General features: G+C 60.6%; 16 protein-coding genes and 1 pseudogene. 11 read left to right on the plus strand and 6 right to left on the minus strand.

The window, feature by feature from the left end; translation table 11 throughout:
• Window positions 1-236: 236 nt before the first annotated feature.
• From V1479_RS23675 to V1479_RS23685, 3 genes are all read right to left on the minus strand, one after another.
• On the minus strand, window positions 237-1940 hold the full coding sequence (locus V1479_RS23675) for an ABC transporter ATP-binding protein (RefSeq protein WP_368805030.1): 1704 nt from the start codon (window positions 1938-1940) through the stop codon (window positions 237-239).
• Between the two features lie 20 nt (window positions 1941-1960).
• The gene (locus tag V1479_RS23680) at window positions 1961-2929 is read right to left on the minus strand and encodes an MvdC/MvdD family ATP grasp protein (RefSeq protein ID WP_368805031.1); all 969 of its coding nucleotides are present in this window, start codon (window positions 2927-2929) and stop codon (window positions 1961-1963) included.
• A gap of 68 nt (window positions 2930-2997) precedes the next feature.
• Window positions 2998-3213, minus strand: coding sequence for a hypothetical protein (locus V1479_RS23685; protein ID WP_368805032.1), 216 nt, complete (start codon window positions 3211-3213; stop codon window positions 2998-3000).
• 654 nt (window positions 3214-3867) lie between these two features.
• Here V1479_RS23685 and V1479_RS23690 point away from each other — a divergent pair.
• Window positions 3868-4125, plus strand: coding sequence for a hypothetical protein (locus V1479_RS23690; protein ID WP_368805033.1), 258 nt, complete (start codon window positions 3868-3870; stop codon window positions 4123-4125).
• Window positions 4126-4213: 88 nt separating this feature from the next.
• Window positions 4214-4393, plus strand: a complete 180-nt coding sequence (locus tag V1479_RS23695) for a hypothetical protein (protein ID WP_368805034.1) — start codon at window positions 4214-4216, stop codon at window positions 4391-4393.
• Between the two features lie 94 nt (window positions 4394-4487).
• On the opposite strand, the gene V1479_RS23700 is transcribed toward V1479_RS23695, so the two are convergent.
• Both V1479_RS23700 and V1479_RS23705 read right to left on the minus strand, forming a co-directional pair.
• Window positions 4488-4694, minus strand: a complete 207-nt coding sequence (locus tag V1479_RS23700) for a hypothetical protein (RefSeq protein WP_368805035.1) — start codon at window positions 4692-4694, stop codon at window positions 4488-4490.
• Between the two features lie 534 nt (window positions 4695-5228).
• Window positions 5229-5660 carry a cupin domain-containing protein gene (locus V1479_RS23705; RefSeq protein ID WP_368805036.1) on the minus strand — a complete coding sequence of 144 codons (432 nt, stop codon included), beginning with the start codon at window positions 5658-5660 and terminating at the stop codon, window positions 5229-5231.
• A gap of 86 nt (window positions 5661-5746) precedes the next feature.
• Here V1479_RS23705 and V1479_RS23710 point away from each other — a divergent pair, with 86 nt between their 5' ends.
• The 9 genes and pseudogenes from V1479_RS23710 to V1479_RS23750 all read left to right on the plus strand — a co-directional run bounded on the left by V1479_RS23710 (window position 5747) and on the right by V1479_RS23750 (window position 15596).
• Window positions 5747-6655: a LysR family transcriptional regulator gene (locus tag V1479_RS23710; RefSeq protein WP_368805037.1), complete on the plus strand. Its 909-nt coding sequence runs from the start codon at window positions 5747-5749 to the stop codon at window positions 6653-6655.
• A 323-nt stretch (window positions 6656-6978) separates the two neighbouring features.
• Window positions 6979-7068 (plus strand): annotated as a pseudogene (locus V1479_RS23715) (IS5/IS1182 family transposase); the annotation flags it as partial.
• 231 nt (window positions 7069-7299) lie between these two features.
• Window positions 7300-8583 carry an ATP-binding protein gene (locus V1479_RS23720; protein ID WP_368805038.1) on the plus strand — a complete coding sequence of 428 codons (1284 nt, stop codon included), beginning with the start codon at window positions 7300-7302 and terminating at the stop codon, window positions 8581-8583.
• A 454-nt stretch (window positions 8584-9037) separates the two neighbouring features.
• Window positions 9038-9505 carry a (2Fe-2S)-binding protein gene (locus V1479_RS23725; protein ID WP_173194144.1) on the plus strand — a complete coding sequence of 156 codons (468 nt, stop codon included), beginning with the start codon at window positions 9038-9040 and terminating at the stop codon, window positions 9503-9505.
• Window positions 9505-11658 carry a xanthine dehydrogenase family protein molybdopterin-binding subunit gene (locus tag V1479_RS23730; protein WP_368805039.1) on the plus strand — a complete coding sequence of 718 codons (2154 nt, stop codon included), beginning with the start codon at window positions 9505-9507 and terminating at the stop codon, window positions 11656-11658. The genes V1479_RS23725 and V1479_RS23730 overlap by 1 nt, the downstream gene beginning before the upstream one ends.
• Before the next feature lies 1 nt (window position 11659).
• A complete protein-coding gene (locus V1479_RS23735; protein WP_173194150.1) occupies window positions 11660-12610 on the plus strand; it encodes a helix-turn-helix transcriptional regulator in 951 nt (316 codons plus the stop codon).
• A gap of 419 nt (window positions 12611-13029) precedes the next feature.
• Complete coding sequence (locus tag V1479_RS23740; RefSeq protein WP_368805040.1) at window positions 13030-14256, plus strand: ATP-binding protein; 1227 nt, start codon at window positions 13030-13032, stop codon at window positions 14254-14256.
• Window positions 14257-14442: 186 nt separating this feature from the next.
• Window positions 14443-15021 carry a carboxymuconolactone decarboxylase family protein gene (locus tag V1479_RS23745; protein WP_173194152.1) on the plus strand — a complete coding sequence of 193 codons (579 nt, stop codon included), beginning with the start codon at window positions 14443-14445 and terminating at the stop codon, window positions 15019-15021.
• 362 nt (window positions 15022-15383) lie between these two features.
• On the plus strand, window positions 15384-15596 hold the full coding sequence (locus V1479_RS23750; protein WP_173194154.1) for a hypothetical protein: 213 nt from the start codon (window positions 15384-15386) through the stop codon (window positions 15594-15596).
• A 59-nt stretch (window positions 15597-15655) separates the two neighbouring features.
• Here the strand turns inward: V1479_RS23750 and V1479_RS23755 are convergent, their stop codons facing one another.
• Complete coding sequence (locus tag V1479_RS23755) at window positions 15656-16642, minus strand: xanthine dehydrogenase family protein molybdopterin-binding subunit (protein ID WP_368805041.1); 987 nt, start codon at window positions 16640-16642, stop codon at window positions 15656-15658.
• Window positions 16643-16689 lie beyond the last annotated feature (47 nt).

The raw sequence follows: 16689 nt of genomic DNA on the forward strand, positions 1-16689 counted from the left end.
GCGGAGCAAGATGTTGCCCGGCGACAACCGCCGGGCTTCGCCCGCTGCCTGACCGGCAACATCGCATCCACCGGTCGGCAGGCGCTGCTCCGCCTCGCCGATTGTCCCCGTCGAACTCACGCCGATCCCCCAGTCCCCGCGGGCTTATACCATCGGGCTGTTCGCCTGGGTAGCACTTTGATTCGGCAGCGCGGCGCCGAAGTCATCGTTTCATTTTGCAGACACGAGGTGGAAAACTAGAACGTTCCGCTCATGCCGCGACGTTGAGTTTCCTCATCCTGCACCTCACCGTCGGTGATCCGCAGCAGGCGCGGGAAGGTCGAGGCCAGTTCCGATCGGTGGGTGATCACAAGCAGCGTCCGTCCGGCCATGGCGCGGCAAACATTGCTGATGACGGCGCGTTCCGTCTCGGCGTCGAGCGACGACGTCGCTTCGTCGAGAATGAGGATGTCAGGCTCGCGCAGCATCGCCCGCGCGATCCCGATCCGCTGGCGCTGCCCGGCTGAGAGCGGTTCACCACTGCTGGTGAGGCAGGTCGCCATCCCGTCGGGCAGGCCGCCGATGACATCGGTCAATTGGGCGAGCGACACCGCCTTGGTCACGGCGGACGCCGGAAAGGCGTCGTCCCACAGGCGGATATTGTCCTCGATGCTGGCGCTGAAGATGTCCACCACATGCGGCACGACGAGGACACGGCGACGATAATGGCCGAGCGGAACATCCGATGCGTCACGCGGTCCCACATGCATGGCGCCGTCGTTTATATCGACCAATCGCGCGATGAGATGCGCAAGCGTGGTCTTGCCGCCGCCCGACGGCCCGGCAATGGCGACGTGATCTCCGGCTTTGATGGCGAGAGTCACGCTCTTCAGGGCAGGCGCGCCGTCACCGTGACGATACGTAACGTCCGCGAGCGACAATCCTTGGTTCAGCCGGACGGGGCTATCCGCGCCGCCGTCTATATCCTCAAACTCTGGCCCCACCAGAACAACGGAAACACGGTCCAGACTCGCGAGCGAGCGTTGCGCCACCTCCCAATGGACGCAGATGTCGCCAACGGGGCCGGCAAGCGAGCCGGATACCATCAGGAACAGCACGAGCTCACCGGCGCTGATCTGTCCCTGCATCGCGAGCCATGCGCCGACGCAACCGACGACGCCGGGTGCGACGGCGATCCACGCACGATTGACGGCGTCGGCCGCGCCGAGGCGTTCGCGCAGTACACGCAAGCTTCCTCCCTCCGCCTGCTGGTGGCTCGTGAAGCGCTCATGGATTGGTCGATGCGCACTCAGCGACTTGATCGTCAGCAGTGATGTGACGCTTTCGACGATCAGCGAGAAGCGGCGATCGCGCTCGACCAACCATCCGGCGAACCCAGACCGCGTCAGGCGCGCTAGTTGCGTCGATGTCAGCAGCGCGAGCGCAAGCGTCACCAGCGCGACGGCCGCAAGCCGGATATCGATGACCACGATCAGCAACGTATAGCTGAGCGTGAGGATCGCGCTGGTCATCAGGTCCGGCATGGTGCGCGCCACCATGTCGATGACGTCGTCGAGATCGTCGAAGGCACGGATCGCGCCGGCATGGCCGTCGCTTCGCAGGCGCGACAGAGGCAGCCGCAGGATCGAGGCGAACAGCAGCGGGGCGATGCGCCGCCGCAGGCCGACCTGCGCGCGGACGATCAGGCGGTGCCGAAGCAGGACGAGCCCGGCATCGGCGAGCGCGCAGGTGAGAAAGCCCGCAGCGATCAGCGCGATCAGTGGCAACGTGATGGCATGGGCGACGACGCCGTCGACGAGCCGCGCGATCAGCAGCGGCGCGAGCACCGCGACGCCGCCGAGCGCAATCGCGATAACCACGGCCAGCGACAACGGCGCGAACGGCCCGCGCAACTCGGCGCGGAACAGCGTCCAAAGCCCCGAGAACCCGCTACCCATCATGCCGGTCCGCGCCTCATGAATCAGGACAGAAGGAGGTCGGTCATGGCGTCGACCATCGGGGCGCCGGTGAGCAACTCGATCCACAGCCACTGTCCATTGGGATTGAGCTCGAGAAACACCGTCTCGTCCTCAGGCGTGACGATCAGGTCGAAAGCGCCGAAGCGGAGATTGCAGAGCCTCAGCATCTCGCGCAGGCGGTCCTCGACCGCGGGCTCGAGGTCGATCAGGCTGTGCGCGACCTTCTCCGGGCTGACACGTCGCCAGTCGGTTTCGGCACCAGGCGTACGCTGCGAATCCAGCCGACAGGCAAACACCTTGTCACCGATGATGGTGACGCGCAGCTCGTAGGCCTTGGGTGTGTATTCCTGCAGTAGTGTCGGGCAAAGTGCGATCCGATCGAGGTTGTCGTCGAATTCCTGCGTCCCGACCTTGCGGGCGAAGATGAAATAGATCTCGTCGTCCGTGGTGAAGCCCGGCTCCTTCATCGGCTTGCACAACAAGTCGCCGCCAACATCCTGCTGGAACGTTCGCGCGCGCGCAGGATCGTTGGTCACCAGGGTGCGCGGGACCTTGAGGCCCAGCTCGCGCGCGAGGCGGAGTTGCGGGAATTTGCGCTGCGCGACGCGATTGTCCTCCGGGTTATTGTACCAGGGGATCGTGCGGATGCAGCTGAGATAGCTCATCAGTTCGATGGTCTCGGTGCGGATCGTGGTGCGTGCCGCCTCTTCGGTTACGCCCTCGGGCGGATTTGGCTCGCGGGGCTTGCGATGCCACGCTGCATGCACGCCATCGGGAAAGCGCACCGACCGGCCCCAGCGATCATGGAAGGACATCACACCGTCGCGCCCGTCCAGATCGACATAATAGTCGATATGGAAGTCGTCCGAATTGAGCCGGAAGAACGGACGGTCGCGCTCACGCAGCTTCTCGATCACCGCATCGGCATGCGGATCGAATTTCTCGGTAACAATAAGAATGGGCTTGGACATGGTGACGTTCGAAGGTGCACGAAACGTTCGCCGCCCCGGATCGTTGGCGCGGCGAACGGTCGATGGCGTCAGTCGTCCTGGGTGTTGGTGCGGTCGCCCGACGCGGTGCCGTTCACCGTCGAGCGATCGCTGTAGGTCTTGCCCATCGCGTTGATGCGCCCGATCCAGGTCTGAGTGACCGGGTCGTAGTGGCCCACATTCTCGACATCGCTGGTGCTCGGGTCGAAGAGGTGGGCGTTCAGCATGACGAATGCACGCTGTGCAGTCTGAGTCTGATGTTGCACCTGAGTTTCCTTTCAGTCTGACGATGGCCCCCTGAGCCGCAGCGAACGGCGCACACGCGTTATCCTGCGGTCGAACGGCCACCTCTCAGGATTAGTGATCCAGGACACCGCCGCAACCCCGGTTCAGGGGGGCTGATCTCGTATCGAAGCGTGATCTTTTCAGCCCGCAGGATCGGTCGCGTGCACTGGGACGATACCCGTCGCACGCAAAAATCGTGCCGCCCAGTCGTGACCAGTGCGCGCGCGATTCGCAGGCCAGGGCGTGGCCCCACTCCTCATGCATATCGAGTTCGGCATCGGCCCACCGGGCGACGCCCTGATTGTGCGGGTCGATCGAATCGTCTCAGTGAACGCTTGAACAACCCTTGTGCTTGTGCTGCGACTACCAACAGTCGTGGGCGTTGATGTCTAGCAGTAGGGCGTATTCATTTCGCAAGGGCATTTGGATTGCGATGCTTTGGAGTGAGGGCGTGGTTGTTCTGGAGGCTGGGTTCCGATTGGAAAACGGCGACGACGACGCCGACCGTCCGCGCGCCGCCCTCTGGGCGCAGCGTTCCAGCGCGAACGGATGGGACTGGCACCGAGGAAGGAGATGGAGATGAGACACTACCGGCCGTCAATCATGAATCAACCAGCAGCTAAGGGGGCTCTCGTATGACCCTGATTTCCCTCACTCTCTTGACGATTCAGAGCGTCGTCTTTCTGGCCTGGATCGCCCTTGCCTTCCGTTGGCTGTTTGCCCTGCGTGCCGATGCTGTTGCCGAAAGTGGCACCGCGTTGCCTGGACCACGATGGGCAATCCGCGCCTTTCGCGGCGGACTGGTGGCTAAGTGTTACGCTAGAGACAGGCTTTGGCTCGGCATTTTGACACTTATCCTTCTAGGCTTATCGCTCATACTCTCCCTGCTGTAGGTCGCGGGGAAAACGTACCTTGACACCACTACGGATATATTTCTTGACCAGAATAATCTACTAACAGGACGAAGCGCGGGAGGAATCAATGTCAGCCGGATGGGTAAATCTGATAGTGCTCGTCGCAATCGTGTTGATCGTCACAGGTTTTGTGGCGATCCACATCTTTGTGGCAACGCGCCCAACAGGCCAGAAGAAGCCTGGATTGGCCAAGCCATCCAAGGCGCATTACCGCAATGTCAACCCAAAGACCGGCACCATGTTTTGATAGGCTGGAAGAAGCATGGCTCTGGCCACAAATACAGCGGCATCGGGTTGATATCGTTTTGGACTGGACTTGGCGTTTATGGCTTGAGGCTAGGTCAGTATCCTAGCCAGGTGACAGCAAAGACCACAAGGGCAAACGCAGCAATGAACACTATGCCTACCGCCTTGAAGGCGCGATCATCGGTGCAGAAGGCTCCTTCGTCATAGGCGGCATCGCCGATTTCCTTCTGAGCAAGCCGCTCCTCTAGCAAACGTTTCGCTTCGCTGCGTCCATGATGCATCTGCTTGTAATACTGGGACATAGTTGCTTCAGTCTCTTTTTCAGTGCCGCATGGGGTCCGGCTTATCTCCCGCAACCGAAGCGCGCAATGCCCACCTGGCAGGGCGCGGATCGTCGCTGATAGAGACTTTTCCCCGCAGAGGCGCGCTGCTCTGCGGCAGGCGCCCAGGCGAACGGCTATCAGGTGCGTTCGCGCCAGCATACTTTGTCACCCGCCACCCCGGAAGAAGCACCTCGAACAAATCGTCTGCTGCCTCGGCGAGCACCTGTCTCGAAAGCGAATTCGACAAAGGGGGCCGAAAATGGTGTTCTGGCTCGCTGACCTTGGACGAGCAGCCTATCAACGTCTTCGTACTCCAAACGCGCATCGCGCTCGTCTTCGGCTACCGGGCGCTTTGCCTTCGGATGGCAACGCTTTAGGCAGATAATGGCTGCTTTCGTAGTCCTCGAAATACAAACCCGACTGTCCGCACTCGGCCCCCTTCAGGCAAAGTTTGCCTGGTCGGCTTTGGCCCCTAAGCCGTGACGGAGATGCCTGCGTTTATTCTCTGGCCAATCAAGGCCGAGGAGAACTCACATGGGCTATTCTCAATTCGATGAACGGCGCATCGGGCGCGCAGACATAAAAGAGCGCCATCCGCGCCGGAACGTTGCCCTTGTTGAAACCGGTCATGTTGATACCGGCGGGTTCAACGAAGACTTCTCCCGCCTCGATGGCTACGGGCCCCCGTCCGTCCAGTTCCAGCGTGAACGTTCCCTCCAGCATGCAAACGGTCACCGGAAACCGATGGGAATGATAGGGCGTCACATCGCCCGGATGCAGGGTCGAGAAAAGTACCCGGATCTCCTGCTCGGGCTGGATCGGCATGCCCCGTACGACCTCGCGGTGGATCGGGGTCAGCTTCGCCATTCCGCTTTCCTGGGCGCTACGCGTCAGTCCAACGGTCAGGCCTGCGATCATGGTCTTGATGTCGCTTTGGTGGTGCATGGATTTTCTCCCGTAAGGACGAGGGAGAATCTACCGAGCCGGCTCGACGGCCGGCAGCAGAGAATCTGCAAAACCCGCGCGCAAAAGTGCATAATGAAGTTATGTTCGACTGGAGCGACCTTCGTCATCTCATTGCCGTCTCGCGCTTTGGCAGCACGCTGGCCGCTGCGAAAGCGCTTGGCGTGAACCAGTCCACCGTTCACCGCAGGCTGGGCGAACTGGAAAGCGGCATCGGTCTGACCCTGGTGAAACGGCATCCGTCAGGCTATCGCCTGTCTGAACTGGGCGAGACGCTGATCGACTACGTGCTCGCCGTCGAGACCGCAGTCGGCGCACTGGAGCGCCAAGTTCAGGCGCTGAAGCACGACCTCAAGGGCGTGATCCGCCTTACCTGCCCAGAGCCGACCGTCTCGCGCATCGCCGCCACCGGGCTGCTCGACCGCTTTCACCAGCGCTATCCCGGCCTTGCGGTCGAATTTATCACCAGCGACCGCTATCTCGACATCGCCAAGGGCGAGGCCGATGTCGCCTTCCGCTCGGGCGAACCTGTGGACGACAGTCTGGTTGGTCGCAAGATCTGCGACTCCATATGGGCGATCTACGCCAGCAAGAGCTACATCCAGCAGCACGGCCGCCCCGGTAGTATCCTCGAACTGGCGGACCATTCCCTGATCGGCTTCGACGGCATCATGCAGAACCACCGCGTGGCGAAATGGCTGCCGCAGGCGGTGCCGAATGCTCATATCGTCAACCGCAACAACAGCATGCTGGGCACGTTGTCGGCGGTGAAGGCGGGTATCGGCGTGGCGCCTCTGCCCACCACCTTGGGCGACGCTGAGGAGACGCTCGTCCAGGTGCTGCCGCCGGTGGAGGAACTCACGAGGAGCTGGTATCTGCTTTCACACCCCGATCTCAGGAAAACGCCCCGGATCGCCGCCTTCGTCGATCATGTGCTTGAAGACGCTCCCGCATTGAAGACAGCGCTGATCGGATAGCCAACGGCTCGATGAAGGTGGGGCTTTCCCGGCAATGGCTACTTGCAAGCCGAAACGAAGGTGCCGGAACGACTGACATTGGGTCGTTGGCCGAACGTCCGCTTTCTCAATATCTCAGCCGGAACCGGACAATCCGGATACGGCCCCAAAGGCGTCGCTCGTAAAACATTTCCCAATCTGCGCAACTTAGATGAAGCCTGCAAACCGATCGGGGTGGAAGCGCACTCCAGCGTTTTGTGCGGCGCAGTAGAAATTGCGGTCGTGAAGGTGTCCGCCGCACTTTATTGGCATTGCGCCTTCATCAAAGGTTGTACGTCTGCTGCTGGCGGCGCGTCGCAACCCGCTACGACCGATGCGCCCACACCTTCTTCTCGGCCATCTGCATCGCAGCAGCCATCATCTTCTGGATCTGATCAATGAGTCCTGAGCGTAGTCCGGCCTTGCTGACCCTACGGAATGGCGGACGCATCGACTACCCGAGGGCGGAACTTGCGCCAGCAGGGCACGTCCTGTGGGGTTCAGCCCAGAGCGACTAGACATTTCCCCGGGCGTCAATTATGCATTTCCCCGCATCTTTACTATACATTTCCCCAACTTCCTGTTATCAATCCGCCCAGCGATCTAACATGTCGAGGTCACATTCGATGGAAGACACTCTGCTGCCAAGACACCTGCGAGCCGAACTGCTGGATTCCCTCCGTTCGACGAGGGTGGTCAACATCATCGGCCCTCGACAGGTCGGCAAGACGACTCTGGTTCGGGAGCTCCTCGATGTCGGGAGGTTCATTACGTTGGACGACGAGAACGTGCTTGCAGCGATGGAGGCCGATCCGTCCGGACAAATCGAAGCGCTCGTGTCTGAAGCGAATGACGTTCCGCTTATCATCGATGAGGCGCAGCGATCCAAGCGCCTCGCCCTCGCGATCAAGCGGATAGTCGATGAACGGCGAAGGATGGGGCAGTTCATCCTAACTGGATCATCCAATGTGTTCACGAACGCACATGTTGCTGATTCCCTCGCGGGACGGGTCCAGACATTGACGATGCTGCCGCTGAGCGGCGCCGAAGTCCAACGCAAGGGTCCGGCGAGAATCCTTGACTGGGCAAGCCGCACTCCCGAACCGTTACTTAGGGACTTACCGAAACCAGAACCCGTCTCGAGGAACGGTTATATTCAGGAGCTTCTGGCGGGCGGCTACCCTGAAATCCGCAACCTGCCGGACCGTAGCCGACAACGTCGCTACCGCGACTATGTGGACACCATTGTTGAAAGGGATGTTGCCGATCTCATTAAGGTACGGAAGTCCGATGCCATGCGCCGCCTGATTGATCAGATTGCCGCTCGAACCGCGAACGAACTCAATGTCCAGGAAATGGGGAGCATCATCGGTGTTCAGCGCCCTACAATCGAGACCTATCTGGACGTGCTTACCAAGCTATCGTTGATGTCGAGGCTCCCAGCCTGGACTTCTGGCGAGGCCGGGCGCGATATCCGACAGCCGAAGGTTCACCTCGTAGACACGGGAATCGTCGCGGCACTACGGAACCTGACTTCTGAGAGCTTTCTTGCCGATGCCAATCCGGCAGCGCTCGGTGGAGTGCTTGAAACCTTCGTGCACAACGAATTGTTGAAATCTTTGCCTCATCAGCAGAGTCACTGGCGTCTTTATCATTGGCGCCACCAACGTGGGCGAGAGATCGATATTCTAGCGGAAACCAACAGAACCATAGTCGGCTTCGAGATGAAGGCATCATCGAACGTCGACTTGAATGATTTCCGCCACCTGCAATGGTTCCGAACCGACGGCCCCGGGAGCGCCTGGAACGTCATCGGCATCGTCGTCTACCTGGGAGATAGACCTTTGACATTCGGCTCAAAGCTATTCGCCCTGCCACTATCGTCGTTCTGGTCATTTGCCGCTGACTAGGACGTTGGTAGTGGGTTGTTTCTAATGTCGCACAAACGCGCTCTGCCAGAACTGAGCGTTCTTCCTCTCCCAGAACGTGCACAAGACGCCCAATGTATTCCACATATCACTTAGGGGCTGGGAGCGATGCCAACCCAGTTTGTTGCGAATAGCCGCATGATCAGACTTCGCGCGATCAACCGGACTATCCGCAGCCGGGTTCGCTTGAGCCGGAAGCAGGTGCTGTATCAACGGCAGGTCTAGGGCGCTCAACAGCCCGGCCTGAAAGATCGACTTGGGGGTCGGGAGCCGTCGACTAGGTCAGTCCGAGTTAAACGGCAGCTATTTGGCCCGCGGCGCCCAAAAACCCGACCATCCGGTATCGGCCCCGGTGCTGCCTTCCACCATTGTGGCGCGATCATTCAATACGGCTTGCCTATGGTGCGCGAACCTCCGCCGATCAACGGAGGTCCAGATGCGTATCATTCTCAATCGCCAGTCGGTGGAAATCCCCGATGAATTTTCCGACGAACCCCTGCTCTTCGTCCTGCGGGACCATTTCGGACTGAATGGGCCGCGCTTCGGCTGTGGTGTGGCGTCCTGCGGTGCCTGCACCGTCGTCATCGACGGGGAAGCGCATCGCTCGTGCGTCTATCCGGCCTCGGCAGCACAAGGCTCCGAGGTTCTCACGCTGGAAGGGCTTGCAGATAGCGACAAACTGCATCCGGTCCAGCAGGCCTGGATCGAGGAGAGCGTGCCGCAGTGCGGCTATTGCCAGAACGGCCAGATCATGACCGCGTTTGCCCTGCTGGCTGCCCGGCCGGATGCCGACGCGTCCGGGATCGAGGCGGTAATGGACGGTGTTCTCTGCCGCTGCGGCACACAGGCACGCATCCGCAAAGCGATTGCACGAGCGCAAGCCGCAATGGCGGGAGACGCATGATGCCGAAGCTGTCGCGACGCCGCTTCCTCACCGCGCTCGGGTGGGGCGCTGCCGGTATCACGGTCGTCGCCGGGGGGGCGGCCTGGGCCTTGATGCCGACTCTGCCACCGCGCAATGTGCCGACGTCTGCGGATGCCGCGGCGTGGCTCAGCTTGAGGCCGGACGGGTTTGTCGAGCTATATTCCACTCGCGCCGAGATGGGCCAGGGCATCTCGATGGGGCTTCGGCAGGTGGCAGCCGACGAACTGGGCGTCGGCGCGTACCGCGTCCGTCTCGTGCAGCCCGATACGAGCCTGATTCCGGTCGCCCGCTCGACCGTCGGCTCCGACGCGATGCGCGAGACGGGTTTGCTGGTGGCGCGCGCGGCGGCGGCCCTTGCCGGCGCCGTTCTGCGCGAGGCCGCGCAACGGCTTGGCCGTCCAGTTGCAGACCTGCAACTGGCACCGGATGGCGTCGCATCTGATGGCAAGACGATCCTCACCTTCGAAGAATTGGGCGCAGGCACGCCCCTCCTCATGACCGCCGAGGATGTCGAGACCGCAACGCCTCGGCTGCTTGCGGTTTCAGACGGTCGGCGCGAGGTCGGCCGCGCCCATCCGACCCACGACATTGATGCAATCGTCACCGGCAACCGCCCGCTCTATGCCGACGACATCCGCCTGCCGGGAATGGTGTTCGGTGCGGTCGTCCGCCCACAGACCCTCGGAGGGCGAATCCTTGGCATCGATGCGTCGGAATGTGGATCGATCCCAGGATTCCTTGGCCTCTACCAGGAGGGCAACTTCGCAGGCCTCATCGCCTCCCGCCGTGGCGCGCTGGCACAGGCGATAAGCTTGCTTGGTGTCGAAGAAGAGGAAGGGCCGAACATCAATTCCGCCGCCATTGCGGCAATGGTCGACGTCGGTGACGCATCCGGCGCGCTGGAGCATAGTGTCCTTGATGCAGGCGACACAAGCAGCGGACCGGTCGACGTCGACCTGACGCTCACCGTGCCACACGCCGCCCACGCCTCGATCGAGCCCCGCACGTCTATCGCCCGGTTCGGTGAGAATGGTGGCCTGGATGTATGGACTGGCACTCAGGATCCGTTCTTCGTCCGAGACAGCCTTGCCGATGAATTCGGCCTCGACCGGGACAAGGTGGTGGTTCACGGCATGCGCATGGGAGGCGGTTTCGGAGCGCGAACCATCGTGGCCGCCGAGATGGAAGCGGCGCGGCTGGCGAAGCTCTGCGGGCGGCCGGTCAAGGTGCAATGGAGCCGGAGCGACGAATTCCGTGCAGGGTTCCATCGCCCTCCATCGTCCCACCGCATCCGGCTTTCAGCAGATGCGGCAGGACGGATCACGAATTGGCACCACGCATTCCGTTCGGGCCACATCATCTTCACCTCGGCGGCGATGGGACCGGGCCTGCAACTTGCCACCAGTTTCGTCGCCGACCCGGGTGTCGCGCGGGGCTCGATCCCACCTTACGCGGCGGATGCCAGCCGCGTCGAGTTTCAGGATGTTCGCCTGCCGGTCAAGACCGGTCCCTGGCGCGGGCTGGGTGCCGCGGCCAACCACTGGGCGGTCGAGACCGCCATAGACGCGCTTGCCCGGGCAAAGGGCATCGACCCGTTGGACATGCGCCTGAAGTCGATCAAGCCGGAACACGCGCGCTTGAGCACGGTGCTCACCGAGGCGGCGGAAATGGCCGGCTGGGCGTCACGGCCGAAGGACTCACGGAATGAGAGCTGGGGGCTCGCCTGCGGCATCTACAAGGATATGTCCTACGCCGCCGCAGTGGCGCGCGTGACAAGACGCGATGCCGGGTACACAGTGTCCGGCCTGTGGTGCGCGCATGACTGCGGCCTTGTGATAAACCCCGATCAGGTTCGGGCGCAGGTAGAAGGCAACCTTGTGTGGGGGATCGGCATGGCGTTGAGGGAGGAGCTGGTGGTGGGGGACGGGCGCATACTGCCCGAGAGCTTCTTCGACTACCCGCTGCCTGTGCTGTCCGATGTGCCGAGCATCGAAATCCGTCTGATCGAGGGCAGCAACGAGCCGACGGGTGCTGGCGAGACCGCGATCGTCTGCGGAACGGCGGCCGTCACCAGCGCCATCGCGGCGATGACGGGCCGGACGGTGACGGCGCTCCCGGTTAAGGCGGCCTAACTTGGACGATTTCGCCAGCGCGCTTGTTGTGGCGATGGTGAGCCGTTCCCTTGCCCGCCAGTCGATAGCGGTACCTGCTTCGACGGCCGTAGGTGATCGCACCGTGGACCCGGCCGAGAAGCGGGCGCTACTCGACGGAGTGCTTGGGGCTCATGGCCCGGCAACGATCCTGCGCGTTGCCGATATCGTGCCGGATTTCGCAGACCATCCGGTCGCCGGCGTGTTCGCCGGATGCCGGACGCCGAGCGATGTGGTCGCAAGCTGGATCGCCATAGAACGCTATTTCCATTCCCGGCATCGCACCCGTGTCGTCGACAGCGCTGATGACAGGATTGTCATGGAGCATTTCGACACGTGCGGTTTGTCCATATCTGCAGGCGAGAACATCGCAGTAGCAGGCTTGATCCTGGGCATTCTCAGGTGGCGCGGGGCGCACGGTGCTGTGTTGAGTTTTGATGGGTCGGTCTCACTCACTGAACCTGCCGCACCAGCCGCCCGGACCCATATCTGGTGGGTCTCCTGGCAAGGATTTACGCCTCCGCCGAATGCTCCTTCGCCATCGGACGACGGGCCAGTTCCCGCCGTCGATGTTGCGGGGCGAAGTATAAGCGATCCCCATGTGAGGCGAGTGTTTGCGGAACAGCTCGGAGCACCGACGAGACGCCGCAGGGCGGCCGATATTGCCCACGCGGCAGGGCTCAGCCTTCGGTCGCTTCAGCGGCGGCTGGCGGAAGCCGGCTGGACCCTGAGCGACATTGTCGCCTCCGCGCGTGTCCATCTGGCGACGCGGCTGCTTGCAGGAACAGACACCCCTCTTGCGCTCGTCGGGCTGCTTGCAGGCTACAGCGACCAGCCGCACTTCCAACGCGCTTTCCGCGCCGCAGTTGGCCCGACGCCGGCGGAATACCGGCGCCTGGCCACAAGGCACGAAGAGAACAAACCAACCACTTGACGTGGGAGTACCGGACACGCCACGATCGTGGAAACCGCAAGCATCGACGAGACCAATAGCACCAACATGCTGGGAGGGCTTCGCCGCCTGATCCTGAGCGAAAACCCGGTGGATCTGGAACCGATGGGATGACGGGCTGGCAATTGTTAAAGACGCAGGCGATGCAAACGGCAAAAGAAGCACGCGGCCTGCATTCCACCGTTCAACTTTTGAGTTCGTCCGCCCATATCCCAGCCTCAACCAAAAAACGTGGAGGCGGGGGCAATCATCGGATTGCGGTATCGCCATTTCAATCCGCGGGCATAAATCCTTCCATTTGCGGCTACTCATCTTTCAATTCGCGGAGCGTTGACTTTCAATTCGCGGCTTCATAGCTTTCATTCAGTCACGAAACCCGGCATGCGGATGAGTCGCCTCTCATGTTTACCCGCTATGTAAAGGTACGGATCGAGGAAGCACTCGAGGATACGCGCGTGGTCCTCATCTCCGGCCCCAGGCAGTCAGGCAAGACCACCTTGGCCAAGGAGGTTTCCGGGAAGGGTATGCAGTTCTTCACCCTCGATGACCCAACTACGCTCGATGCGGCCCGCGCCGATCCGGTCGGCTTCCTTCGTGGCATCGACCGCGCCGTTATCGACGAGGTACAGCGCGCTCCGCAGCTACTGTTGCCAATCAAGGTCGAGGTGGATCGCGACACGCGGCCTGGTCGCTTTTTGCTTACCGGCTCCGCCAACCTGATGACAATCCCTAAGGTGGCCGACTCCCTCGCCGGCCGAATGGAGACCATTTCCCTTCTGCCGCTGGCTCAATCCGAAATCCTCGGGCGACGATCGGCTTTCGTCGACAACCTGTTTTCCGGACGCAAGCCCACGGTGGGCAACTGCATTCACGGAGATGATCTCGTTGAGGTGGTACTCCGCGGCGGGTATCCTGAGGCCTTTTCTCGGAACCGATGGTCACGACGTCAGGGGTGGTATACCAGTTACATCGATGCGATCGTGCAGCGCGACATAAAGGATATCGCCCAAGTCGAACAGATAGCTGTAATGCCGCACTTGCTTCGCATGATCGCCGAGCATTCCGGCCAGCTCGTGAACTACTCTTCGATCGGCTCTGCGGCCGGCCTCAACCATGTTACCACGCAGAAATATCTTCGCATCTTTGAAAGCCTGTTCATCATCGATACGGTCCAGCCTTGGTTCACCAACAAGCTCAAACGACTGACGAAATCGCCCAAGCTGCACTTTCTGGATTCCGGGTTGCTTGCGGCGATGCGGGGCATCTCACCCGATAACGTCCGGCGCGACCGTAGCGCCTTCGGCACCGTGCTCGAAGCGTTCGTCCATAGCGAGGTGCGCAAGATCATCGGCTGGAGCGAGCAGCAACCCTCGGTCTTTCACTTCCGAGATCGGGAAGGGGTTGAAGTAGACATCGTTCTCGAGGCATCAGACGGGAATATCTCCGGGATCGAGATCAAGGCCGCCGCATCGGTGTCGTCCGGAGATTTCAAGGGATTGCGCAAGCTCTCAGAGTCTTTGCACAGCAGGTTCACGCAGGGCGTAGTCCTTTACGACGGGGACCAGATCGTCCCTTTTGGTGACAACCTTTTCGCCGCTCCAATATCGAGCCTTTGGTCAGAGTCCTGACCAGGCCTCCGTCGCACCCCGTCGAAAGACAAGTCGCGTGCTAGGTCACCTCCGGGCAGGAACTCATGATCGTGCGACCAAGGAGTGGAGTAGCCTCGAGCTGACAATGCGGCCTTTAGCAAGCTCTTCCCATGTCAACGCTTCCGTTCGAGAATGTGGCAGTGTCAGTACCCCCGGGAGGTAACGATGTTCATACAAACCATAGAACCAGAACAGGCTGAGGGCGCAGTGGCGGCAATCTATGCCAATGAGTTGGCGTCAATGGGAAGGGTGATGCAGGCAACGCAATGCTGGTCAGCTAGACCTGACATGCTGGTACCGATCGAGCACTTGTTGCAGCAGTTGAGAGACGGTTTTTCTCTTGGACTGCTCAACTTCCGGCTCATCACCCTGGTGGCGGCCAAATATGTGCCTTCCAGCTACTGTTCCCAAGTCTACTTCAAGACGCTGTCCGGCATGATCGGAAGGGAACAAGCACTCGCCGTGCATCGAGACTATAGAAACGCCGGACTGACGGACCAACAGGTCGCCATGCTGGCCTATGCCGAGCAGATCACGGTCGACGCCTCTCGCATAGGTCAAGCAGACATTGAGGCGCTCCGTGCCGTAGGGCTTTCGGATCTGAATATAGCCGATATCGCTCTAGCCGCCTCGTTTCGCAACTTTTTGAGCCGCTACTTCGACGCTGTGGGGGCTGAGGCGGAGCCGGAATTTTTGGATAGCGACTTGAGCGTTCGAAGAGAACTCTCAATGACAGCCCTCTGACGAACGGGTCCACCATCTCGCCGGAGCATTTTGAGCACCGCTGTGCCGTAAGTCGAGATTAGAGGCGCGTCAATTGTCGATCAGGGGGATACAATTGACGCGCCAGCTGTCGCCGTTACGCAAGACAAAGTCGACACTTGAACAGTGAACGCTTGTAGTTAAAATTCGCCTAATCTCCGCCTTGCTAAGGAATGCAGGTGGCACCGTTCAAGCAGTGAAGTGCGTGCTTGCGCGCCCATTTCCCAGAACGAGGACAACACCTAAACACGCTGTCGGCCCTGTCAAGCAGTACAGCGCGACTATATTCAGGGCCCGGCAATAATGTGCTATTGCATGCATGGGAACGATGGCGGAGGTGGGGGATGCTGGTCGATGTAGGCCCGGCCAAGCGCGTGGGCAATCGGAAGAAGATCTATGATCGTGCTCTGAGGGAAGAAGACGTTGCGAAGCGCGATGGAATTACGGTGATTACGATCTGCGCTGACGGAATACACGGATCTGGAGCTCTTTATCGCTATGAATTGCAGCTCAGTCCATCGGACTTGGCCGTGCTCATGGCGACAGTCGACAGCTAGAGGGCCCTTGCGAATTTTTGCAGTGGCGACGACTGGTTTTTTTGGTCGCCGTATTTGGGTCAAGCAAGGCCGGGGAGAACCTTATCTACCGTCGCCGGCAAGTCGCGAATACGAACTCCTGTAGCGTTATATATCGCGTTCAAGATAGCCGCGGCTGCGCCGCAGATGCCGAGTTCGCCAATACCTTTTGCTTGCAAGGGGTTCGCCCATGCGTCCCGCTCCTCAAGCAGTTCAACCTCAATCTGCGGAACGTCCGCATTCACCGGCAAATGGTATTCAGCAAAATCGCGATTGACGATATGGCCATCTCGAGGATCGTGCAGAAGTTCCTCCGTTAATGCCATCCCAATTCCAAAGGTCATTCCCCCCAGACATTGTGAACGGGCGGTCTTGGCGTTCAAAATGCGTCCGGCGGCGAATACCCCGAGCATACGGCGCACCCGCACCTCTCCGGTGACCGAGTTCACGGCCACCTCCGCGAAATAGCTGCCATAAGTAGCCTGCCTGACCTTGTCCTCAGCCTCGCCCGGCTCAACATGGCCTTCACCGCGGATGTCTTCACCGTTCAGAATATCGACAACGGGAATTCGACGATTGCCCACGACCGCGTGACGATCCTTTAGCGTCAGATCTTCAGGGTTGCAGTCGAGCTTGGTGCAAAGTTGTTGGCGGATTTCCTCGCATGCGAGGAACACAGCGGTTCCGTTGGAGGCAGCCCCAAATGAACCACCGGAGCCCGAGGCCGGGGGCAAGTTGGTGTCACCGAGCCTCGTTTCAACGTCCGTCACCGGCAATCCCAGCATTTCCGCTGCAACCTGTCCCAGGATGGCGTATGTGCCAGTCCCTATATCCGTCATATCGGTCTCAATGGTCGCACGGCCCTGTTTGGTCAGCGTCACGCTCGCTTTCGATTCTATCAACATGTTGACGCGCGCAGCAGAAGCCATGCCGAGACCGATCAGCCATTCACCCTCACGCACTTCGCCTGGCGATTGTCGCTTGGCATTTAAATGCAAGAATGCGGTGGTTTTGCCCGGGTTAGGCACTTAATCGTGAGAATTCCTGCAGCCAGATTCTCAAATTAACTGCATTT

The sequence above is a fragment of the Neoaquamicrobium sediminum genome (assembly GCF_040970315.1).
Classification (GTDB): Bacteria; Pseudomonadota; Alphaproteobacteria; order Rhizobiales; family Rhizobiaceae; genus Aerobium; species Aerobium sediminum.